The following is a 20,124-nucleotide window of genomic DNA, read 5'->3' as shown; positions in this document are numbered from 1 at the left end:
CGACGCTTCGCTTGCCCGCGAAGGCTTGCGTCCAGTCACCAAAGCACTTTCAGACCGGTTATTGCCAAATGACTGGTCGAATGCGAAATAAATGCTAAGAACCTCTATACGGACAGGCTAAAATGCGCGCCCCGGCTAACCGCTGACCCTTTTCTAACGCGCCCACAAGGTTCGCTACGTGATCGAGTTTCAAAACGTCCATAAAACCTACCGGGTCGCCGGTAAGGATATTCCCGCCCTGCATCCGACCAGTCTGCGTGTCGAGGATGGTCAGGTATTCGGCCTGATCGGCCATTCCGGCGCGGGAAAAAGTACCCTGCTGCGTCTGATCAACCGCCTGGAAGCCCCGAGCGGCGGCAAGATCATCGTCGATGACGAAGAAGTCACCGCGCTCGACGCCAATGGCCTGCGGCGTTTTCGTCAGCAGGTCGGAATGATCTTCCAGCACTTCAATCTGCTGGCGTCCAAGACCGTCGCCGACAACGTTGCGCTGCCACTGACCCTCGCTGGCGAATTGTCCCGCAGCGAGATCGACCGGCGTGTGGCCGAGTTGCTGGCGCGGGTTGGTCTGGCCGACCACGCCAAAAAATATCCGGCACAGCTGTCCGGTGGTCAGAAGCAGCGCGTCGGCATCGCCCGCGCCCTGGCAACCAAGCCAAAAATCCTGCTCTGCGACGAAGCCACCAGTGCCCTTGACCCGCAAACCACGGCGTCGGTCCTACAGTTGCTGGCGGAGATCAACCGCGAGCTGAACCTGACCATCGTGCTGATCACCCATGAGATGGACGTGATCCGTCGGGTCTGTGATCAGGTAGCGGTGATGGACGCTGGCGTGATCGTCGAGCAAGGCACGGTGGCAGAGGTGTTCCTGCACCCCAAACACCCGACCACCAAGCGCTTCGTGCAAGAAGACGAGCAGATCGACGAAAATGAACAACGCGACGATTTCGCCCACGTACCTGGCCGCATCGTGCGTCTGACCTTCCAGGGTGAAGCAACCTACGCGCCGCTGCTGGGCACCGTCGCTCGTGAAACGGGCGTGGACTACAGCATCCTTGCCGGTCGTATCGACCGCATCAAAGACGTCCCTTATGGGCAACTGACCCTGGCCGTCACCGGTGGAGACATGGAAGCGGCTTTCGCCCACTTCACCGCGGCGGACGTCCATATGGAGGTGCTGCGCTAATGGAAGCCCTGACTGTTTTCTTCGCCAATATCGACTGGTTCGAAATCTGGCTGGCCACCGGCGACACCCTGCTGATGCTCGGCGGTTCGCTGCTGTTCACCGTGCTGCTCGGCCTGCCCCTGGGGGTGCTGCTGTTCCTGTGCAGCCCGCGCCAGTTGCTCGAGCAGAGAAGCCTCTACGCCCTGCTATCGCTGGCGGTGAACATCCTGCGTTCATTGCCGTTCATCATCCTGTTGATTGTGATGATTCCTTTCACCGTACTGCTCACCGGCACCTCGCTGGGTGTAGCCGGGGCGATCCCGCCGTTGGTAGTGGGTGCGACACCCTTTTTCGCGCGACTGGTGGAAACCGCGCTGCGTGAAGTGGATCGCGGCATCATCGAAGCGACCCAGGCCATGGGCGCGACCACCCGGCAGATCATCATCAATGCCTTGCTGCCGGAAGCGCGGCCGGGCATTTTTGCTGCGATCACGGTGACGGCGATCACGCTGGTGTCCTACACCGCGATGGCCGGCGTGGTCGGCGCGGGCGGTCTGGGTGACCTGGCAATCCGCTTCGGCTACCAACGCTTCCAGACTGACGTCATGCTGGTCACGGTGATTTTGCTGCTGGTGCTGGTACAGGTTCTGCAAACCGTCGGCGATAAGCTGGTGGTGCACTTTTCCCGAAAATAAATGTAACCGCCGGCCACGGCTGGCAGGCGCCTGAAACAGGCGCCTAACAAGGAGTTTGCTGGATGAAAAAACTACTCGTCGCTTTCGCCGCCGTCGCAGCGTTTTCCGCTCAGGCAGCAGAAACCCTGACCGTGGCCGCTACCCCGGTTCCGCACGCGGAAATTCTCGAATTCGTTAAACCGGCGCTGGCCAAAGAGGGCGTCGACCTCAAGGTCAAAGTCTTCACCGACTACATCCAGCCGAACGTACAGGTTGCCGAGAAGCGTCTGGACGCCAACTTCTTCCAGCACCAACCGTACCTGGATGAGTTCAACAAGGCCAAGGGCACCCACCTGGTCAGCGTTGCCGGCGTGCACCTGGAGCCGCTGGGCGCTTACGCCAGCAAGTACAAAACCCTCGCAGAACTGCCCGGCGGTTCCAATGTGGTGATCCCGAACGACGCCACCAACGGCGGCCGCGCTTTGCTGCTGCTGGAAAAGGCCGGATTGATCAAGCTGAAGGATTCGAACAACATCCTCTCGACGGTCAAGGACATCACCGAGAACGCCAAAGACCTGAAGTTCCGTGAACTGGAAGCCGCCACCATCCCGCGCGTACTGACTCAGGTCGACCTGGCGCTGATCAACACCAACTACGCACTGGAAGCCAAGCTCGATCCGTCCAGGGATGCGCTGGTCATCGAAGGCAAAGACTCGCCTTACGTGAACATTCTGGTTGCCCGCCCGGACGACAAGGATTCCGACGCCATGAAGAAACTGGTTGCCGCCTTGCATAGCCCGGAAGTGAAAGCTTTCATTTTGGAAAAATACAAAGGCGCGGTACTGCCAGCGTTTTGATCTGCTGATGTCACGAAAAAAGGGGCGCAATGATTGCGCCCCTTTTTTATGCCTGGTGTCCCGCCCCATGTGGGAGCGAGCTTGCTCGCGAAGGGGCCGTCACCGCCAACGTTGATGTTGAATGTACGTCCGCTATCGCGAGCAAGCTCGCTCCCACAGGTTTTGGGTGTTTACTGGCGCTTGAGCATCACCGGCAACTGAACCACCAATTTCTGGTTGTTCAACGGCGCGCGAATGAAACCGCGCTGCGTACCGTCCGGGCCGATCACGGCCAGGTTGCCGCTGTGGTCGACGGTATAGTTGGGCTTGCTGGTATCCGCCGGAATGAATGGAATGCTTACGGCGTTGGCGAGCTTCTGCACGTCTTCTACCGAGGCGCCGGTCAGGCCTTTGAAATCCGGGTCGAAGTAGCCCAGATACTGCTTGAGCTGCTTGGGGTTATCACGGGCCGGGTCGACGCTGACCAGGATGATCTGCAGCTTGCCGACTACTTCCTTGGGTAACTCGCTCTTGATCTGTCGCAGTTGGGCGAGAGTGGTCGGGCAGATGTCCGGGCAGAAGGTGTAGCCGAAGAACAGCAGGGACCATTTGTCTTTCAGCTCGTTGACCAGCACTGGCTGGCCATCCTGGTCGGTCATCTGCACGTCTGGCAGATTGCGGCTTTGCGGCAACAGGATAATCCCTGCATCGATCAGCGCGGTCGGGTCACCCTGGCTCCTGCCATTGAGCACTTTGTTGATCGTAAGCCCCAGGATCAAAGCCACCAGGGCGACAAGAATGAAGACGGTTTTCTGAGTTCGAGTCATAGGTTCAACAATAAGTAGTGGTCAACGAGCAGCGCGATAAACAGCAGGAACAAGTAGTAGATAGAGTACTTGAAGGTGTTGATCGCCGCGTGCGGCCGAGTGCCACGGTACAGCACAAAGGCCCATTGCAGAAACCTCGCACCAAGGCCCAAGGCACAAATCAGGTAAAGCATGCCGCTCATGTGGATCACATACGGCAGCAGGCTGACCGCGAGCAGGATAAAGGTGTAGAGCACAATGTGGACCTTGGTGTAGTGCTCGCCATGGGTCACCGGCAGCATCGGGATATCGGCCTTGGCGTATTCCTCTTTGCGGTGAATTGCCAGCGCCCAGAAGTGCGGGGGCGTCCAGGCGAAGATGATCAGCACCAGCAACAGCGATTCGGCGCTCACATGTCCGGTGACAGCGACCCAGCCGAGTAACGGCGGTGCCGCACCGGCCAGTCCGCCGATGACAATATTCTGCGGCGTGGCGCGCTTTAGAAAGCCGGTGTAAACCACTGCGTAGCCGAGCAGCGAGGCCAGCGTCAACCAGGCGGTCAGCTGATTGGTGAAGGTCAGCAGTAGCGCCTGACCCGCCAGCGCCAACACCAGAGCGAAGGTCAGCGCCGCAGCCGGTGAAACCCGCCCTTCGGCCAAGGGCCTTTTATGGGTTCGAGCCATGACGGCATCGATCCGCCGGTCCACTACGTGATTGACCGCCGCCGCGCCTCCCGCGCACATCGCGATCCCTAGATTGCCGAACACCAGCACCGTCCACGGCACGCCGGCGCGGGTGGCGAGAAACATTCCGATCAGTGAGGTGATGAGCATCAGCACCACCACTTTGGGCTTGGTCAGCTCCAGATAGTCACGCCAGATCGCCTGACTGTGACGTTCGCCGATCAGAGTCGCCATGGCATCTCTCCTTTTATTGTTGTGGGACCCGCTGTGTGTTTACGCGGGCTGAACCGCCAACGCACAGGGACATGACGCTTGACCCGAACCAGGCTGGTTCGCGCGTGGTAATTGACCAGTACCATTGTCAGCAACAATGCCGCTCCACCCGCGTTGTGGGCGACGGCAACCGGCAGCGGCAGATGAAACAGCACATTGCTCACACCCAGACTGATCTGTGCGGCCAACGCCACCAGCACCAGCCCGGCGAGCCGGGTCATGCCAACCGCTCGCAGTTGCCAGGCCAGCCCCAGCAGCACCAGCGTCACCAACAGCGCGCCGATGCGATGGGTGAGATGAATCGCGGTGCGGGCATCACTGTCCAGCTGACCGCCGAGATAATTCGGGCCGATGTGCTGGGTCAGGTGAAAGCCATTGGCGAAGTCAGCCGCCGGCAACCACTGCCCATGGCAGGTAGGAAAGTCGATACAGGCCACCGCCGCATAATTGGAGCTGACCCAGCCGCCGAGGGCGATTTGCCCGATCACCAGCAATAACCCGGCAGTCGCCCAGTACTGCAAACGGCGCGGCACCGTCAGCGCCGGCAACACGCCAGACAAGCGCAGTGTCAGCAGAAACAACAGGCTCAAGGTCGCAAAGCCGCCAAGCAAATGCGCTGTGACCACTTGCGGCCAGAGCTTGAGAGTGACCGTCCACATGCCGAACGCCGCTTGAGCGAATACCACCGCCAGCAAAAACAGTGGCAACTTCAACGGCTGCCCCGGGTGACGGCGATGGGTCCAGGCACGGGCGGCCAAGAGCACAATCAGCAACCCTAAAGTCCCGGCGAAGTACCGATGGACCATTTCGTTCCAGCCCTTATGGGCCACAACCGGCGCGTCGGGGAAATGCAGTTCGGCATGGGCCAGCTGGGCTTCGCTTTTCGGCACACTGATAAAGCCATAGCAGCCCGGCCAGTCCGGACAGCCAAGCCCGGCATGGGTCAGCCGGGTATAGGCGCCGAGCAGCACCACAATCAGTGCCAGCAAGGTGGCAAACAGCGCGAGGCGAAATCCAGCTTTAGCCATGACGATGCCCTTATCCGATGTTCGACAGTTTCAGCAGTTGGCGCAGGTCGTTGAGCAGATCCTTCCCTTTGACCCGGGCGTCATAGCGCAGCACCAGATTGCCGTGGGGGTCGATGATCCACAGCTGGGCCGCGCCGTTGCCTTGCGTGGCCTTACTGTAGTTTGGCAGATCGAGTGGATAACGCTGCAGCTGCGGATATTCGCGTTGCAGCCTGGCGTCATAGTCGGCGTCCAGCGGTTGGGCGGTAGCCAGTGCATGACTGGCGCGGGACGCATCGCGGCCCAGGCCGATCTGGATCTGCCGGGCTAAATACACCAGCTGCTGACAGTCCACCGAACACTCCTGCGGCGCGCTGACCAGTATTTGCCAACGGCTTTCCTCGGCCACCACGCCAAGATCGGCGCGGCTTTGCCCGTTACCGATCAATTCACCGTGATAACTGCGACCCTCCGGCACCCAAAACTGCAATTTGTACATGCCCGTGGCGAGGATCATCGGACCGATCACCCCGAGGACAATAAGGATCAGCTGCAAACGTCCGCGTCGGCGACTGTGTGGCGTCTGCGTCTCAGACATGTTGGGTGGATTCATGGCCGCTCCCATGGTGTTTCTCCCTTGCGTTGTGCCAACCGAGATAGAGATAAAGGCCGAACAGCGCCACCGCCAAGGCGAACCACTGCACGGCATAACCGAGGTGTTTTTCCGGTCCCATGGCCACCACTGGCCAATCGACCAGATAGGAAGCAGGTCCGCTTTCTACGCGTAATTCGTAGGCAAAACCGCTACGCCCCAACTCCGTCCAGAGCGTGGCCGGGGCCACTGCCGTTACCAACCGCGGCCATTGCGCACCCGTCGGATCGGCCTGCAACTGGAAGGTGGCGCCCGGGGCGACGTAGACCCAGGCATCGAGGTTCAGCGCTTGCGCGGGGGTAGTGAACACTGGCGGCGTACGCCGATCCGGCCATGGCAGCCAGCCGCGATTGAGCAATAGCCAGACACCACTGGCCTGGTCGAGAAAGGGTTGCAGCAACTCGACACCCGCCTTGCCGTCGCGGGTGCGGTTATCCAGCAGAACGCTGTGTTCGGCATCGAACCGCCCGTACAGGTGCACTCGCCGGAACGCCGGATCCTCGGAGTGCAACTGATCGAAGGGCATTGGCTCCGCTGCCCGACGCTCGGCATAGTTCTCAAGCAACACACGTTTCTGCTCGCCCCGACCCAGTTGCCAGAAGCCGAGAAAGACTAGTAGCGGCAGCAACACCAGGACCACAAGAGTCGGCGCAACGCCTGGATGAAAGCACTTCATGCCGTCGCCGCAGATACAGGAATTCGACTAGCTATACTGACTCGCATCGCGTTCCCCCCGGAGTATCACCATGCTTAAAGCCGCAATCGTTCTGATGCTGATAGCCACGGTAGCCAGCCTGTTCAGCGGCCTGTTTTTTCTGGTCAAGGACGAAAGCAGTTCCCACCGATTGCTCATTGCCCTGACTGTTCGTGTCAGCCTGGCCGTGATCACCGTCGGCTTGATTGCCTGGGGTTTCTTCAGCGGCCAATTGATCTCCAGTGCTCCCTGGTAGCTTTTGGGTAACAGCCCTCAGAGCACGTAAACGAAGATAAACAAGCCGATCCACACCACATCGACGAAGTGCCAGTACCAACTGGCCGCTTCAAAGCCGAATTGCTGCTCGCCACTGAAATGCCCACGCATGACCCGCATCAGCATCACGAACAGGATGATGGTGCCGATGGTCACGTGAGCACCGTGGAAACCGGTGAGCATGAAGAAGGTCGCGCCGTAGACACCCGATCCCAGGGTCAGCCCCAGCTCGTGATAGGCGTGGATGTACTCCTCGGCTTGAAAACCGAGGAAAGCGCTGCCCAGCAGTATGGTCAGCGCCAGCCAGATTTTCAGTGCGCCGCGATGGCCTTTCTTCAAGGCATGGTGGGCGATGGTCACGGTGACGCTGGAGCTGACCAGCAAGACAGTATTGAGCAGCGGCAAGCCCCAGGGGCTGATGACGTCCTTGGGCGCCGGAAAGAGTTTCGGGTCGGGGTTGTTCAGCAGTGGCCAGACGAACTCGAAGCTCGGCCACAGCATATGCGCGATACCTTTTTCCCCCGCGCCGCCCAACGCCGGCCCGGATATGTTGCGTACGTAGAACAAGGCACCGAAGAAGGCGATGAAGAACATCACTTCGGAAAAGATGAACCAGCTCATGCCCCAGCGGAACGTGCGATCCATCTGCTGGCTGTACAGCCCGGCGCGGCCTTCCTTGATGACCGTGCCAAACCAGCCAAACATCATGTAGGCCACCAGCAAACTGCCGATGAAGAAGATCAGCGGGCCGTGGGAGTCCGGTCGGCCAGCCTTCAGGTCGTTGAACCAGGTGCCAAGACCGAACATGGTGATCAACAGAGCAAACGTGGCAATGATCGGCCATTTGCTCTGGGCGGGAACGTAGTAATGCTCATGAGTCGCCATTTATTGTTCTCCTTATCGGGCACGCTTGAACGTTTATCCGCCGGTATTGGTAGCGACCGGTGGATGACGCGCGGTGATATCGAACAGCGTGTAAGCCAGCGTCAGGTGCTTCACATCCTTGGGCATGTCACGGTCAACGATGAAGCGCACCGGCATCTCGATCCGTTGACCGGGCTGCAGCACTTGCTGGGTAAAACAGAAGCATTCGGTCTTGTGGAAATACATCGCCGCATTCCCCGGAGAAATGCTCGGGATCGCCTGGGCACTCATCGGGTGGTCGGTGGGGTTATAGGCGACAAACACCATCTCGTTCACCGCCCCCGGATTGATCACCATCTCATCGGCCTTGGGATAGAAATCCCAGACCATGTCCACCGCATTGGTCGACAGAAACTGCACGCGGATCTGCCGCGAGGTGTCGACCACCTGCGCACCTTCGTATTGCCCGGCGGTTTTGCCGTTGATGCCGAATGCCTTGCACATCACGTCGTAGATCGGCACCAGAGCAAATCCGAAAGCGAACATCGCCGCCACCACCACCAACAGCCGCGTCACCAGCTTTTTCGTGGAGATTGAGTCAGCCATGGTGCAAGCCCTCCACACAAAACCCTGTGGGAGCGAGCTTGCTCGCGAAGCAGGCGCTGCGATTCAACAGAAACACTGCGTTATCGTTCTTCGCGAGCAAGCCCGCTCCCACAAAGGCAACGCTGTTCATTTCACTTCCGGCGGAGTGGTGAAGGTGTGGTACGGCGCCGGTGACGGGATGCTCCACTCCAGACCTTCCGCGCCCTCCCAAGGCTTGGCTGGCGCCGGTGGGCCACTGCGGATGCACTTGATCACGATGAACAGGAAGAACAACTGCGTCACGCCGAATGTGAAGGCTCCAACCGAGGACACCATATTGAAATCGGCAAATTGCAGGTTGTAGTCCGGAATCCGCCGTGGCATGCCCGCCAGTCCCACAAAGTGCATCGGGAAGAAGGTCATGTTCATGCCGACGAACGACAGCCAGAAATGCAGCTTGCCCAGGGTTTCGTCGTACATGTGTCCGGTCCATTTCGGCAACCAGTAGTACGCGGAGGCGAAGATCCCGAAAATTGCTCCCGGCACCAGTACATAGTGGAAATGCGCGACCACGAAGTAGGTGTCCTGATACTGGAAGTCCGCCGGGGCGATGGCCAGCATCAGTCCGGAGAAACCGCCGATGGAAAACAGGATGACAAAGGCCACCGCGAACAGCATCGGTGTCTCGAAGGTCAGCGAGCCCTGCCACATGGTGCTGGCCCAGTTGAACACCTTGACCCCGGTCGGCACCGCGATCAGCAGCGTTGCGTACATGAAGAACAACTCGCCCACCAACGGAATACCCACCACGAACATGTGGTGCGCCCAGACGATGAACGACAGAAAGGCAATACTCGCCGTGGCGTAGACCATCGAGGTGTAGCCAAACAGCGGTTTGCGCGAGAAGGTCGGGATGATCGCGCTGACGGCGCCGAAGGCCGGCAGGATCATGATGTACACCTCGGGGTGGCCGAAGAACCAGAACACATGCTGGAACAGCACCGGATCACCACCACCGGCGGCACTGAAGAAGCTGGTGCCGAAGTGGATGTCCATCAGCATCATGGTCACGCAACCGGCCAGCACCGGCATCACCGCGATCAACAGGAACGCTGTGATCAACCAGGTCCAGACGAACAAGGGCATTTTCATCAAGGTCATGCCTGGAGCGCGCAGATTGAGGATGGTGGAGATCACGTTGATCGCGCCCAGGATCGAGCTGATGCCCATGAGGTGAATGGCGAAGATGAAAAAGGTCACGCTTTCCGGTGCATAAGTGGTCGACAACGGCGCGTAGAACGTCCAGCCGAAATCCGGCCCGCCGCCAGGGGAAAACAGGGTCGACACCAACAGCAGGAACGCCGCCGGCAGCAGCCAGAAGCTGAAGTTGTTCAGCCGTGGCAGGGCCATGTCCGGCGCGCCGATCATCAGCGGGATCATCCAGTTGGCGAGACCGACGAACGCCGGCATCACCGCACCGAAGACCATGACCAGCCCGTGCATGGTGGTCATCTGGTTGAAAAACTCCGGCTGGACGATCTGCAGGCCCGGCTGGAACAGCTCGGCGCGGATCACCATGGCGAACGAGCCGCCGAGCAGGAACATGGAAAAACTGAACCACAGGTACATGGTCCCGATGTCTTTGTGGTTGGTGGTCAGCACCCAGCGCATCAAGCCTTTGGCCGGGCCATGGGCGTGGTCATGGGCTACATGAGTGTGGTCATTGGTCAAAGTACTCATGTCCTGTCTCCTGCAAACGGGTGAGCGGTGCGGTCAAGGGCAATGAGCCCCGATCGCTTGCGGGAACACGCAATAGACCGGGTCATTTGCTTTGCGCCTGTTTCAGAGCCAGCACGTCTTTGGGCGTGACCATGTCCCCCTTGTTGTTGCCCCAGGCGTTACGCTCGTAGGTCACGACAGCGGCGATATCGACTTCAGATAGCTGTTTGCCGAAAGCCGCCATCGCCGTGCCTGGCTTGCCGTGGAACACCATATTCAGGTGAGCTTCTATCGGCCCGGTGGCGATTTTCGAGCCTTTGAGCGCCGGGAACATCGGCGGCAGACCCTGGCCTTCCGCCTGGTGACAGGCGACGCAGGCGGTGTGATAGACCTTGTCGCCGCGAGCCACCAGTTCGTCGAGCGTCCATTCCTTGCCGGTCAGCTCTTTCAGCTTGGCGCTATCGACCTTGCGGTCGGCCAGCCAGGTGTCGTAATCCGCCTTGCTCTTGACCTCCACCACGATCGGCATGAAGCCATGGTCCTTGCCGCACAGCTCCGTACACTGACCGCGGTAGATACCGGGCTTGTCGACCCGGGTCCAGGCTTCGTTGACGAACCCCGGAATCGCGTCACGCTTCACCGCGAACGCCGGCACCCACCAGGAGTGAATGACGTCGGCAGCGGTCACCAGAAAGCGCACCTTGGCGCCAACCGGCAGCACCAGCGGCTGATCGACTTCCAGCAGATAGTGTTCGCCTTTGGTGGCCTGGTTATTAATCTGTTCGGCGGGGGTGGCCAGATTGCTGAAGAACTCAACGTCCTGCCCGAGGTATTTGTAATGCCATTTCCACTGATAGCCGGTGACCTGGATGTCCACATCCGGCTCACTGGTGTCATACATTTTGATCATGGTCACGGTTGCGGGAATGGCCATCACCACCAGAATCACGAACGGCACCACAGTCCAGAGGATCTCGACCGTCGTACTTTCATGAAATTTGGCAGCTACCTGGCCGGTTGAGCGGCGGTGGACAATCATCGACCAGAACATGGCACCAAAGACAATGACGCCGATCACCACACAGATCCAGAAAATGGTCATGTGCAGGTCGAATACCGCGTTACTCACCTCAGTAGCCCCTGGCGCCATATTCACCGTCCAGGCAGCTTGCGCCTGGCTGAATATTGACCACAACACAAGGCCCACCCAGACTTGTGGATGTCGCATCATTGCGGGTTCCCCTTATAGTTCTTTTTATCCCGCCGGCTTTCACCTGCGGTCAAGGAAGCGGCTGCCTGGACTACGAACTCAAACCGTCACACCTTGGCTGCACATGCAGTCGGACGTCCCCAGCTAATCTTCTTACAGACCCGAGTATAGACAGCGACTGCGACCTCGCAATGTGATGGCGTAAATCAGCTGAGACAGATTGTGTTTTGCGCCAGCAACCACGGATGGAGGGATACCAGACGAATGGTGGCAAATCGATATAACGTATACACATAACCATGAAATAATTATGACAAATGCGTCTTAGCAAATTTTGTAAGCCAGCTACTTTATGTCTTCCCTATTTCATTGCCTTGTTTCCTGGAGTTTTCATGAACACCGCCGCATTGCGCGAGCAGATCCAGCGTGCCCAACAACATGAGGCCGAAACCGGCCACCTGACGCGTCAGCTGGAAACCCAATTGCCACACCTTCACCCGGCCATCCAACTGCCGGATGTCGATGCCAAGGACGTTTTGACGCGCTTTGTCACAGCTTATATCGAACAAGTCCCGGACCTGCTCGATGCGGCCAACGAAGTGGCGCGTGAAGCGGGCATCGAAGACCAGATCAAACCTGTTCTGAAAATCGCCGAGCAGTTCTTCATCCAGCCGCCGGCAATCATGGAAGGCCATGAAGGGCTCGATAGCCTGCTGGACGAAGCCTACCTGGCCCATCGTCTGGTCGAGGAGGTCAACGATCTCTACATCAAACATTTCGGCCAGCCACTGATTCCGCTGGACATGACCGTCGCCAACCTGATTGCCCACCAATTGATCGGCGAAGAATTCGCCAACCAACTGGATGAGGCCGTGCATCACGCGGTAGACGAAATGCTCAATGAAGAGAGCTTCGCGCTGGAGTCCGTCGAGGCTTACCGCGAAAAACTCAACAGCCCGGACACCGGAGCCGCGTGGAAACGCTGGCCATGCCTGTCGCGCCAACTGGGCGTAGGGCTGGAGCTGGATAAGCCGGCTGCTTGATCCTCTATTGGAAGCCGAGCACAAAACCCTGTGGCGAGGGAGCTTGCTCCCGCCGGCCGGTCCGCGCTCGGGCGCAGCAGTCGTAAACCCGGCACATGCGGTGTGTCTGACAAAACCGGGTTTGCAGGTTTTGGGGTCGCTGCGCGACCCAGCGGGAGCAAGCTCCCTCGCCACAAATTGCGCTCGACTCAGGATCTAGATCAAACCCCGGCTGACCCCATGCCAACCGTCGTGCGCAAGCGCCCTTCCAGTCTGCGCTTCAATCCGCGCGCCTCAATTATCAGCTTCGAACCTTTGGCCGCATTGGCCCGGCCCCATTCCTCCAGCAACTCAAGGCAGGAATGGTCGATGTAACTCAGATTGCTCAACGGCACATGCACTGTGGCACCCGCCGGAATGGTCGCCAGCACCTGGGTCAGAGCAGGCACCTTGAGAAAGGTCGCCGCGCCTGTCAGTCGCAACTCCATTTCACCCTCACGGGACAGATCGATCAGGCCGATTTTCAGCCTCGACGCCTTCCAGGCCAGTTTCGCCAAGGTCAAACCGAAGCCAATCAGTACGCCGGTCAGCAGGTCGGTGAAAATGATTGCCAGAGCTGTCGCCGCATAGGTCAGCATCGGCATCCGGCCATAGCGCCCCAGCCCGCGAAAGGCCTTGAGGTCGACCAGTTTTATACCGGTGTAAACCAATACTCCGGCGAGGCTCGCCACCGGAATGCTGTGCAGCACACTGGACAGCAGCAACACAAACGCCAGCAACCACATGCCGTGGAAAATCGCGGAAAACCGTGTCGTAGCACCGGCCTGCACATTCGCCGAGCTGCGGACGATCACCCCGGTCATCGGCAACGCACCAAGCAGACCGCAGAGCATATTGCCGACACCCTGCGCCGACAGCTCCCGATCGAAATCCGACCGCTGACCGCTGTGCATGCGATCCACCGCCGCTGCCGACAACAGCGTTTCGGCACTGGCGATAAAGGCCACGGCGAACGCCGCGATCAGCACATTGGGATCAGCCAGATTGAGCAGGTCGGACGGTCGCAGCCAATCGATCGCTTCTGCCAGATTGGCCGGCACTTCGACGCGCTTCACTTGCAATGCGAGGGCAAGGCTCGCGACAGTCGCCAGGCCGACGCCGAGCAGGGCACCAGGAACAAACCGCAGCGACAGTGGACGCCACTTGTCCCACAACCACATCACCACAATCGTCGACAGCCCGAGCAGCCCAGCCTGCCAGCCGAGCCCGCCACCCAATGTCGGCAAGGCCTGAGCCAGAGCGACAGGGAAGCCCGTCAGGTTATCCAGCCCGGACGGTTTGGGGGAGCCGTCGAGCATCACATGGACCTGCGACAGCACGATCAACACACCGATCCCGGCGAGCATCCCATAGACCACCGCCGGTGCCGTGACCCGGAACCAGCAGCCCAGACGCAAACGTCCGGCGACCAATTGCAGAAAACCGGCCAGCAACAGAATCGGCCCAAGCATGGCCACTCCGTGCTGACGTACCACTTCAAACACCAACACCGCCAGGCCCGCCGCCGGACCGCTGACCTGTAGCGGCGAACCCGCCAGCCAACCGACCACCAGGCCACCGATAATCCCGGTGATCAGGCCTTTGGCCGGCGGCATGCCGGACGCGATGGCGATCCCCATGCACAAGGGCAGGGCGACGAGAAACACCACCACCGAAGCCAGCAGCTCCCGTGGCAAAACAGCTTTTAATTGCGCAGCACGCATAAGGACTCTCCCGAGGTTTTCTTCAGGCGTGGCAAAGCCCGACCGCTGGATTCGCAGTCACGGCTAAGCCACACAGGGGATTAGGAGGATTTAGAAGCGCGCTTTGGGCGTCGCAACGGGAATCGGATGGCTGCCATCGAGCGGCAGGAAACAGCCCCGGTCCGCGTCGTAGGCTTTGATTTCACTGGTTTCGATGTTGTAGACCCAGCCATGGATAAACAGCTGACCGTTGGCCATGCGCGACGCCACCGACGGGTGAGTCCGCAAGTGCTGTAGCTGAGCGATGACGTTTTCTTCGGTCAGCACATGCATGCTTTCGCTTTCATCAGCGCAATTGCAGTTGTCCTGCACCATTGTCTTGGCCACCTCCGCATGGCGCAGCCAGGCTTTGACCGTGGGCATTTTTTCCAGGCTTTGCGGGTTGAGCACCGCGCGCATCGCGCCGCAGTCGGAGTGTCCGCAAATGATGATGTGCTGCACGCCCAGCGCCAGAACCGCGTACTCGATAGCGGTGGAGACGCCCCCGTTCATTTGCCCGTAAGGTGGCACCACATTGCCCACGTTGCGAGTCACGAACAGGTCGCCGGGGGCACTTTGGGTAATCAATTCCGGGACGATGCGCGAATCGGCGCAGGCGATGAACATCGCTCTTGGCCGTTGGGCCGTGGCGAGTTTTTTGAAGAGTTCTTCCTGTTGCGGAAAGATCTCGTGATGAAAGTGCAGAAAGCCGTCAACGATATGCTGCAGCGCTGCATCGGCGCTTTCGGCCTCGGGGAGGGCAGAAGCCGACGCAGCCAAAGGCTGTTTATCCTTGTCACTCATGATTCATCCTCTTTGACGGATTAAAGGAATTTTCCGGTTTTATCCAGTATGAAGCCAGTGATTGGCTAAAAAACACTCAACCCACTGACCGCGACCCATCAGTCACTCGATGAACAAGGTAGCCGTCGAAACTTAACTCAAACTGAATCGAGCGCTCTAGGACGCCTGTTCCAGCTCGTTAAAAACGTGACCAGAGTATAAATGGTCCCTCCATCAGCACTATTCAACGATAAACCAATTCCCCTTAAAGCAGCGACATCTGGCCGCCTGGCGGACAAAAAGCCTCGCAATCGAGATTGAAACCCTCCCGTCGATTCAGCCCCAGACGTTTGATGGCTTTGGCGAAACGTTGTGCCAGCAAATCCGCAAAGGGTCCTTCGCCGCGCATGCGTGCACCGAAGTGACTGTCGTACAGCTCACCGCCACGGCTTTGGCGAATCAGGCTCAGCACATGGGCCGCTCGCTGCGGGTAGTGAGCGGCCAGCCACTCCTCGAACAGCGGCGCAACCTCCAGCGGCAGGCGCAGCATCATGTAAGCCGCGCTTTGTGCGCCGGCGGCATGGGCTTCGCCGAGCAGGCTTTCCAGTTCGCTGTCGTTGATCATCGGAATCATCGGCGAACACAGCACACCCACCGGGATCCCGGCCTCATGCATGACCCTGATCGCCCGCAACCGGGCTTTGGGGGCTGCGGCTCGCGGTTCGAGGATGCGTTTGAGCTCATCATCGAGGGTGGTCAGGCTGATCATCACCGCCACCAGGCGCTGCTGCGCCAGTTCGGCGAGCAAGTCCAGATCACGAAGAATCAGCGAGCCTTTGGTAATGATGGTCACCGGATGGCGGTAGCGCAGCAGTACTTCCAGGGTTTGGCGAGTGATTTTGTGCTCGCGCTCGATCGGCTGATAAGGATCGGTATTGGACCCAAGGTTGATTGGCGCGCACTTATAACCGCGCTTCGAGAGCTGCTCTTCCAGTACGTCAGCGGCGTTGGTCTTGGCGATCAGCCGAGTCTCGAAATCCAGCCCCGGCGACAAATCCCAATAGGCATGGCTGGGCCGCGCATAGCAGTAGATGCAACCGTGCTCGCAGCCACGATAGGGATTGATCGAGCGATCGAAGGGCAAGTCCGGCGAAGTGTTGCGAGTAATGATGGTTTTCGCCGTCTCGATGCGCACCTCGGTGCCTTGGGTCATCGGCGCTTCCTGATACCAGCCGTCATCCTCGACGACCGAACGGTTCGGTGCGAAGCGGTTGTGCGGATTGGTCGCGGTGCCGCGTCCGCGAGGGGGTAAGGGCGTCATCTCGAACGAACCTCGAAAGCTGTATGGACATACAGTATACGAGTGCCTGAATTCTGACCAGTGCCGTTCGGCACTTCAGAAGTGCTACACACTATAAGAATGTCTGAAGAGTTATGTATCCAAGTCCGCGACAGTTCTCAGAGAGAAACGATGACACATATAAAGTCTGCACAGCCCCCAATAGCATCTATGGTTAGTTTTATTCACATGCAACATCACTAAAACAAACATACAGGTATCAAGTAATGTCGTTTTTCAATCAGCGCGGTATCTTCATGCAACTGCTGGCTCCCACCATAGTGAATCCAAATGAAGCACAAGTTTCAATGCAACTGGCACGAAAAGAGTTGGGTTGGGATGCTGAAAACCAAGTGCAAACCGAGACCCTTGTCGACTCTACCTTCGTAACCGCCGTCTCCCGCGATGGTGGCCGCTCCTTCAGCATCCGCGCCAACGCACCGGATGTTGACGGCAACCGTGTTATCAACGACGCGGACAAGAGCAAACTTCTCGCGTTGGCCGTGGCTTACTCCCGCATCGTCAATCCTTGATAAGTGCTACACAGCTTACATAAAAAAGGCGTTAGCCCCGTGCGAAGTTTCTTCGCGCGGGAGATCTATTTATATAGACCATGCAACCATCAATTATGTTTAGCTATTTACCCAAGCGCATCGGCCGATGTCGGTTTCATATCACCGGCTCGGGCTAAATAAGCGGGTTCAAAACCGCCGATGCTGAATAGTCGGCGGTTTTGAGGGGGAGGGTCGAGACTCAGTGCTGATCGTCAGCCTTTTTCTTCAGCTTCGGGTTCGGGAAAAACTGCACCGCCTGGACTTTCGCATCCGGCACCTTCAACGCCGAGACATTGACCCGCGTGCCCAACTCCTTGGGCACCGACAGACCTTGCTCGTTGAGCGTGTCGGAATAACCGCAGGCCACGCATTCGCGGTGCGGCACGTCATCTTCGCTCCACATCATCAACTTGTCCGGCTCGCTGCACGCCGGGCAGACTGCACCCGCGATGAAGCGTTTTTTGGTTTTGCTCACAGGCCCGTCACTCATGCTGCCGCGTCCTCACTCAGGCCGCTATGGCGCAAGAGTGCGTCAATCGACGGCGCACGTCCGCGGAAATCGACGAACAGCACCATCGGCTCCTGCGAACCACCACGGGCCAGAATCGCTTCGCGGAATGCGCGACCGGTGTCGGCGTTGAACACGCCTTCTTCCTCGAACTTCGAGAACGCGTCAGCCGACAGCACTTCAGCCCATTTGTAGCTGTAATAACCCGCCGCATAACCGCCAGCGAAGATGTGCGCAAAGCTGTTAGGGAAGCGGTTGTACGCCGGTGGACGCATGACCGAGACCTCGTCACGCACGCCTTCGAGCACCTGCAGCACACTACGACCGTCGCCGTGGGTGGTGTGCAATTCGAAGTCGAACAACGAGAATTCCAGTTGGCGGACCATCATCAGCCCGGACTGGAAATTTTTCGCTGCGAGCATTTTTTCCAGCAGATCCTGAGGCAGCGGTTCGCCGGTTTCGTAGTGACCGGAAATCAACGCCAGGCCTTCAGGCTCCCAGCACCAGTTCTCCATGAACTGGCTCGGCAATTCCACCGCATCCCATGCCACGCCGTTGATCCCGGACGCGCCGGCATGCTCGATACGGGTCAGCAGGTGGTGCAGGCCATGGCCGAATTCGTGGAACAGGGTGGTGACTTCATCGTGGGTCAGCAGCGCGGGCTTGCCGCCGACGGCCGGAGTGAAGTTGCAGACCAGATTCGCCACCGGGCTTTGCAACACGCCTTCAGCGGTGCGGCGACGGTCGCGAGCGCCGTCCATCCAGGCCCCGCCACGCTTGTTGGCGCGGGCATAAAGATCGAAGAAGAAACGCCCGATGTGCTGACCGTTTTCCTTGATTTCAAACAGGCGAACATCCGGATGCCAGGTGTCGAAACCTTTCTGCTCGGTGATTTCGATGCCGTACAGACGCTGAACGATAGCGAACAGCCCGCCCAGCACCTTGTCGATCGGGAAGTAGGCGCGCAGTGTTTCCTGAGCCACGCTGTAACGCTGCTCGCGGAGTTTTTCACCATAGAAACCGCTGTCCCAGCTTTGCAGGTCCGGGCAGCCTTGTTCGGCGGCGTAGGCCTTGAGTTGCTCCAGGTCCAATGCGGCGAACGGCTTGCTGCGTTTGGCCAGATCGCGCAGGAAGCTCAGCACCTGATCGCTGGACTCGGCCATTTTGGTCGCCAGACTCAGCTCGGAGAAACTGGCGAAACCCAGCAGTTGAGCCAGTTCCTGACGCAGGTCGAGGATTTCTTCCATTACCGGGCCGTTATCGTTCTGACCGGCATTCGGACCTTGGTCCGACGCGCGGGTGCAATAAGCGGCGTAGACTTCTTCGCGCAGCGCGCGGTCGTGGGCGTAAGTCATCACCGCGAAGTAGCTTGGGAATTCCAGGCTGATCAGCCAGCCTTGCAGACCTTTAGCCTCAGCCGCAGCCGCCATTTGCGCCTTGGCCGAGTCGGTCAGACCGGCCAGGGCCGCTTCGTCGGTAACGTGCTTGGTCCAGGCCTGAGTAGCGTCGAGCAACTGGTTGGAAAACCGGCTGCCCAGTTCGGACAATTTGCTCTGCACTTCGGCGTAACGCTTTTGTTGCGCCTCAGGCAGGTCGATACCCGACAGGCGGAAATCGCGCAGGGCGTGTTCGAGGATGGTTTTTTGCGCCACGTCGAAACCAGCGGATTCCGGGCTGTTGGCCAAGGCTTCGAAAGCCTGGAACAGTTCGCGGTTCTGGCCCAATTCGGTGGCATAGGCGCTCAAGGCCGGCAGGCAGGCCTCATAAGCTTCACGCAGTTCGGCACTGTTGCACACGGCGTTCAGATGGCTGACCGGGCTCCAGGCAGCGCCCAGGCGATCGTTGAGTTCATCCATGGCCAGCACCAGACCGGCCCAGTCAGGCTGTTTGCCCTGACTTTCCAGGATGCCAACGATAGCGGCGCGGTTGTCAGCGAGGATCTGTTCGATGGCCGGTTGCACATGCTCGGCACGGATCGCCGAGAACGGCGGCAGGTCGTAGGGCTGCAGAAGAGGGTTGTTCACGCTCACGGTTTGACACCTTGGCTGGAAGAAACATTGGGCCATCTTAATTACAATCGACGCTCACCGCAGCTATCGGCTCCATTAATAAATGTCACAGAGGGAACGCCACTTGGCCATTCGCACCTACCAGAACCACACGCCGACACTCGGCGAACGAGCCTTTGTCGACAGCTCGGCGGTGGTCATCGGCGACGTTGAAATCGGTGCCGACAGCTCGGTCTGGCCGCTGACCGTGATCCGCGGCGACATGCACCGCATCCGCATCGGCGAACGCACCAGCGTGCAGGATGCCTGTGTGCTGCACATTACCCACGCCGGCCCGTTCAACCCGGACGGCTTCCCGCTGCTGATCGGCGATGATGTGACCATCGCCCACAAAGTGATGCTGCACGGCTGCAAGGTTGGCAACCGGATACTCATTGGTATGGGCAGCATCGTCATGGACGGCGCGGTGGTAGAAGACGACGTGATCATCGGCGCCGGCAGCCTGGTACCGCCGGGCAAGCGTCTGGAGAGCGGCTTTCTCTACGTGGGCAGCCCGGTCAAACAGGTCCGGCCACTGACTGACAAGGAGCGCGCCTTTTTCACCTACAGCGCGGCGAACTACGTGAAGCTCAAGGATCTGCATCTGGCCGAAGGTTACGACCAGCGCCATTAATCAGGAATCAC

Annotated in this window: 21 protein-coding genes; 7 read left to right on the top strand and 14 right to left on the bottom strand. The window is 59.1% G+C overall.

What is annotated here, in order from left to right; genetic code table 11:
* The first annotated feature begins 178 nt into the window (after window positions 1-178).
* The 3 genes from AC3I0A_RS00320 (at window position 179) to AC3I0A_RS00310 (ending at window position 2,696) form a co-directional block, all read left to right on the top strand.
* A complete protein-coding gene (locus tag AC3I0A_RS00320) occupies window positions 179-1,186 on the top strand; it encodes a methionine ABC transporter ATP-binding protein (protein WP_489375635.1) in 1,008 nt (335 codons plus the stop codon).
* Entirely contained in the window at window positions 1,186-1,860 is a 675-nt protein-coding gene (locus AC3I0A_RS00315) for a methionine ABC transporter permease (RefSeq protein WP_489375634.1), read from the top strand. The genes AC3I0A_RS00320 and AC3I0A_RS00315 overlap by 1 nt, the downstream gene beginning before the upstream one ends.
* Window positions 1,861-1,922: 62 nt before the next feature.
* On the top strand, window positions 1,923-2,696 hold the full coding sequence (locus tag AC3I0A_RS00310; protein WP_489375633.1) for a MetQ/NlpA family ABC transporter substrate-binding protein: 774 nt from the start codon (window positions 1,923-1,925) through the stop codon (window positions 2,694-2,696).
* Between the two features lie 170 nt (window positions 2,697-2,866).
* On the opposite strand, the gene AC3I0A_RS00305 is transcribed toward AC3I0A_RS00310, so the two are convergent.
* The 5 genes from AC3I0A_RS00305 to AC3I0A_RS00285 are packed head-to-tail and all read right to left on the bottom strand — an operon-like array spanning window position 2,867 to window position 6,772.
* Entirely contained in the window at window positions 2,867-3,502 is a 636-nt protein-coding gene (locus AC3I0A_RS00305) for an SCO family protein (RefSeq protein WP_489375632.1), read from the bottom strand.
* On the bottom strand, window positions 3,499-4,398 hold the full coding sequence (cyoE, locus tag AC3I0A_RS00300; RefSeq protein WP_489375631.1) for a heme o synthase: 900 nt from the start codon (window positions 4,396-4,398) through the stop codon (window positions 3,499-3,501). Before cyoE ends, AC3I0A_RS00305 begins: the two co-directional genes overlap by 4 nt.
* On the bottom strand, window positions 4,386-5,465 hold the full coding sequence (locus tag AC3I0A_RS00295) for a COX15/CtaA family protein (protein ID WP_489375630.1): 1,080 nt from the start codon (window positions 5,463-5,465) through the stop codon (window positions 4,386-4,388). Before AC3I0A_RS00295 ends, cyoE begins: the two co-directional genes overlap by 13 nt.
* Before the next feature lie 10 nt (window positions 5,466-5,475).
* Window positions 5,476-6,069 (bottom strand): hypothetical protein, encoded by a 594-nt coding sequence (locus AC3I0A_RS00290; RefSeq protein ID WP_489375629.1) that lies wholly within the window; start codon window positions 6,067-6,069, stop codon window positions 5,476-5,478.
* Window positions 6,035-6,772, bottom strand: coding sequence for an SURF1 family protein (locus AC3I0A_RS00285; RefSeq protein ID WP_489375628.1), 738 nt, complete (start codon window positions 6,770-6,772; stop codon window positions 6,035-6,037). Before AC3I0A_RS00285 ends, AC3I0A_RS00290 begins: the two co-directional genes overlap by 35 nt.
* A 70-nt stretch (window positions 6,773-6,842) precedes the next feature.
* On the opposite strand from AC3I0A_RS00285, the gene AC3I0A_RS00280 reads away from it, so the two are divergent.
* A complete protein-coding gene (locus tag AC3I0A_RS00280) occupies window positions 6,843-7,046 on the top strand; it encodes a twin transmembrane helix small protein (protein ID WP_489375627.1) in 204 nt (67 codons plus the stop codon).
* 17 nt (window positions 7,047-7,063) lie between these two features.
* On the opposite strand, the gene AC3I0A_RS00275 is transcribed toward AC3I0A_RS00280, so the two are convergent.
* The 4 genes from AC3I0A_RS00275 to coxB form a co-directional block, all read right to left on the bottom strand.
* Window positions 7,064-7,951 carry a cytochrome c oxidase subunit 3 gene (locus AC3I0A_RS00275; RefSeq protein ID WP_489375626.1) on the bottom strand — a complete coding sequence of 296 codons (888 nt, stop codon included), beginning with the start codon at window positions 7,949-7,951 and terminating at the stop codon, window positions 7,064-7,066.
* Between the two features lie 33 nt (window positions 7,952-7,984).
* Window positions 7,985-8,536, bottom strand: coding sequence for a cytochrome c oxidase assembly protein (locus AC3I0A_RS00270; protein ID WP_489375625.1), 552 nt, complete (start codon window positions 8,534-8,536; stop codon window positions 7,985-7,987).
* Window positions 8,537-8,662: 126 nt separating this feature from the next.
* A complete protein-coding gene (gene ctaD / locus AC3I0A_RS00265; RefSeq protein ID WP_489375624.1) occupies window positions 8,663-10,255 on the bottom strand; it encodes a cytochrome c oxidase subunit I in 1,593 nt (530 codons plus the stop codon).
* Window positions 10,256-10,337: 82 nt separating this feature from the next.
* Window positions 10,338-11,465, bottom strand: coding sequence for a cytochrome c oxidase subunit II (coxB, locus tag AC3I0A_RS00260; protein WP_489375623.1), 1,128 nt, complete (start codon window positions 11,463-11,465; stop codon window positions 10,338-10,340).
* Window positions 11,466-11,836: 371 nt separating this feature from the next.
* On the opposite strand from coxB, the gene AC3I0A_RS00255 reads away from it, so the two are divergent.
* The gene (locus AC3I0A_RS00255) at window positions 11,837-12,487 is read left to right on the top strand and encodes a hypothetical protein (protein WP_489375622.1); all 651 of its coding nucleotides are present in this window, start codon (window positions 11,837-11,839) and stop codon (window positions 12,485-12,487) included.
* 200 nt (window positions 12,488-12,687) lie between these two features.
* On the opposite strand, the gene AC3I0A_RS00250 is transcribed toward AC3I0A_RS00255, so the two are convergent.
* The 3 genes from AC3I0A_RS00250 to AC3I0A_RS00240 form a co-directional block, all read right to left on the bottom strand.
* Window positions 12,688-14,229, bottom strand: coding sequence for a SulP family inorganic anion transporter (locus tag AC3I0A_RS00250; protein ID WP_489375621.1), 1,542 nt, complete (start codon window positions 14,227-14,229; stop codon window positions 12,688-12,690).
* A 90-nt stretch (window positions 14,230-14,319) separates the two neighbouring features.
* A complete protein-coding gene (locus tag AC3I0A_RS00245; protein WP_489375620.1) occupies window positions 14,320-15,051 on the bottom strand; it encodes a carbonic anhydrase in 732 nt (243 codons plus the stop codon).
* Between the two features lie 244 nt (window positions 15,052-15,295).
* Window positions 15,296-16,351: a PA0069 family radical SAM protein gene (locus AC3I0A_RS00240; RefSeq protein WP_489375619.1), complete on the bottom strand. Its 1,056-nt coding sequence runs from the start codon at window positions 16,349-16,351 to the stop codon at window positions 15,296-15,298.
* A 245-nt stretch (window positions 16,352-16,596) separates the two neighbouring features.
* Between AC3I0A_RS00240 and AC3I0A_RS00235 the strand changes: the two genes are divergently transcribed.
* Window positions 16,597-16,902 (top strand): hypothetical protein, encoded by a 306-nt coding sequence (locus tag AC3I0A_RS00235; RefSeq protein WP_489375618.1) that lies wholly within the window; start codon window positions 16,597-16,599, stop codon window positions 16,900-16,902.
* Window positions 16,903-17,122: 220 nt separating this feature from the next.
* Here the strand turns inward: AC3I0A_RS00235 and AC3I0A_RS00230 are convergent, their stop codons facing one another.
* Together AC3I0A_RS00230 and prlC are read right to left on the bottom strand one after the other, a co-directional pair.
* Window positions 17,123-17,413: a YheV family putative zinc ribbon protein gene (locus AC3I0A_RS00230; protein ID WP_489375617.1), complete on the bottom strand. Its 291-nt coding sequence runs from the start codon at window positions 17,411-17,413 to the stop codon at window positions 17,123-17,125.
* A complete protein-coding gene (prlC, locus tag AC3I0A_RS00225) occupies window positions 17,410-19,497 on the bottom strand; it encodes an oligopeptidase A (protein WP_489375616.1) in 2,088 nt (695 codons plus the stop codon). Before prlC ends, AC3I0A_RS00230 begins: the two co-directional genes overlap by 4 nt.
* Before the next feature lie 67 nt (window positions 19,498-19,564).
* On the opposite strand from prlC, the gene AC3I0A_RS00220 reads away from it, so the two are divergent.
* Window positions 19,565-20,113, top strand: coding sequence for a gamma carbonic anhydrase family protein (locus AC3I0A_RS00220; protein ID WP_489375615.1), 549 nt, complete (start codon window positions 19,565-19,567; stop codon window positions 20,111-20,113).
* Window positions 20,114-20,124 lie beyond the last annotated feature (11 nt).

The sequence above is a fragment of the Pseudomonas sp. KH_024_B2 genome (genome assembly GCF_057839965.1).
This window is presented reverse-complemented; position numbering and strand designations above follow the sequence as displayed.